Annotated in this window: 1 protein-coding gene and 1 pseudogene; both read left to right on the forward strand. The window is 63.8% G+C overall.

The genetic code is table 11. The annotated features are described in order from the left end of the window. Positions 1 to 1,218: phosphotransferase family protein (locus WAW17_RS32700; RefSeq protein WP_422336979.1), on the forward strand; the 1,218-nt coding region annotated here is incomplete at its 5' end. Beyond that, a pseudogene (locus WAW17_RS32705) lies at positions 1,215 to 1,560 on the forward strand (hypothetical protein); the annotation flags it as partial. The gene WAW17_RS32700 and the pseudogene WAW17_RS32705, both read left to right, overlap by 4 nt.

Here is a 1,560-nt window from a genome sequence, read left to right on the forward strand (position 1 = left end):
GCGCTGACCGCCGCGCTCGGTGGTGCCGATGCGGACATCGGTGACGTAGCGGATCCGTACGCGGCCGTCTCGAAACTCACCAGCCGCATGGCCGGTGGCGAACTTCCGCCGACGGTCGTCCAGGAGATTCTACGGATACTTGCGAAGTCGGAGCTGCCCGAGATGGGTGTGTCCGCACCAGCGGAGCTTGCCGCACGCGAGGAATCCGCCATGAACTGGTTCGGGCGAAGTACGCCGGCACGGGTGACACCAGAGCAGGCGGCCGACTACTTCGCTGCACGCTTCGGCCCTGGGATCACAGTTCACGCGCTTTCCCAGTTGTCCGGTGGCTTCTCGAAGACAACCCTGCTGCTCTCCATTCAGCGCCCCGGCGAGGACCCCGAACAGATCGTGTTGCGGCAGATCAGCCCGGGGCGGGACGGACACACGTTGAAACGCGAGTACGACGTTGTCCGTTACGTATGGGAACAGGGAGGTCAGGTTGCCGAACCGTTGTGGATGGAGTCGGAAGAGAATTCGCTCGGCGGACCGTTCTTCGCATCTCGCCGAGCGCTTGGCTCGAATCTAGGCGACGTGTTCGGCCCGCAGACCGGTACCGGGCCTGAAGCGGCGCGTGGTTTGGCGCTCGCACTCGGCCGGATTCACGCGATTCCGGTAGGCGGACTTCCCGAAACTCCGGTCCCGTCGATGTCGACTCGCGACGAACTGCGCGCCGCGATCGACGAACAGCGCACCCTTGTTGAAGGCGTCGCGGCCATTGCGGGTGAGGCGATCAACCCGCTGCACGATCTCCTCTTCGACTGGCTACAGGAACATGTGCCGAACAGAGCGTTCCGCAACACGTTGTTGCACGGCGACCCGGGCTTTCATAACATGCTCGTTCACGAGAATGCGCTGACGGCGATGCTCGACTGGGAGCGCGCGCGTGTGGGCGACCCCGTTCAGGATCTCGCCTATGTGCGTCCTCATGTGACCAAGGTGCAGCCGTGGTCCGAGTTTCTCGACGCATACTGCGCGGCCGGTGGGCGCTACCCGGATGAGGACACGCTGCACTTCTACAGCGTGTGGCACGACGCCTGGCGGTTCGCCGGCGCCTACCGTGGCCTCGCGCGGCTGTCCACACAGCCGCGAACGCTCCTCGATGGCGTGCTGGGGCTTCTGCACGCACCGCGCTTCCTGATGAGTGGAGTGGAAACGGCATACGGGGTGGCGTTGTGAGTACGCGCGCACTGCATTCGCTGGACGAGACGTTGATGCATCAGACACCGTGGCCATTTCGGTTCGTGGACACGTCGGATCATCGGTTCTTCGACCGATATTGGTTCTCCGGTGTCGATCCGGCCGGAACGAGCGGGCTTCTGTCCGGGATCGCCTTCTACAAGAACATGCACGTCTGCGACGGGTATGGCGCGGTTCAGCTTGGACGTCGTCAGTACAACGCGCGTTGGTCGCGAGCCCTGGACGCCGATCTGGAGACCACTGCTGTTGGGGACCTGGATGTGACAGTCAGCGAGCCGTTTCGTTCCCTTCGGGTCACCTGGTCGGGGAAGAATGCACCGG

The organism is Rhodococcus sp. (in: high G+C Gram-positive bacteria), assembly GCF_049286785.1.
GTDB lineage: Bacteria > Actinomycetota > Actinomycetes > Mycobacteriales > Mycobacteriaceae > Rhodococcus_F.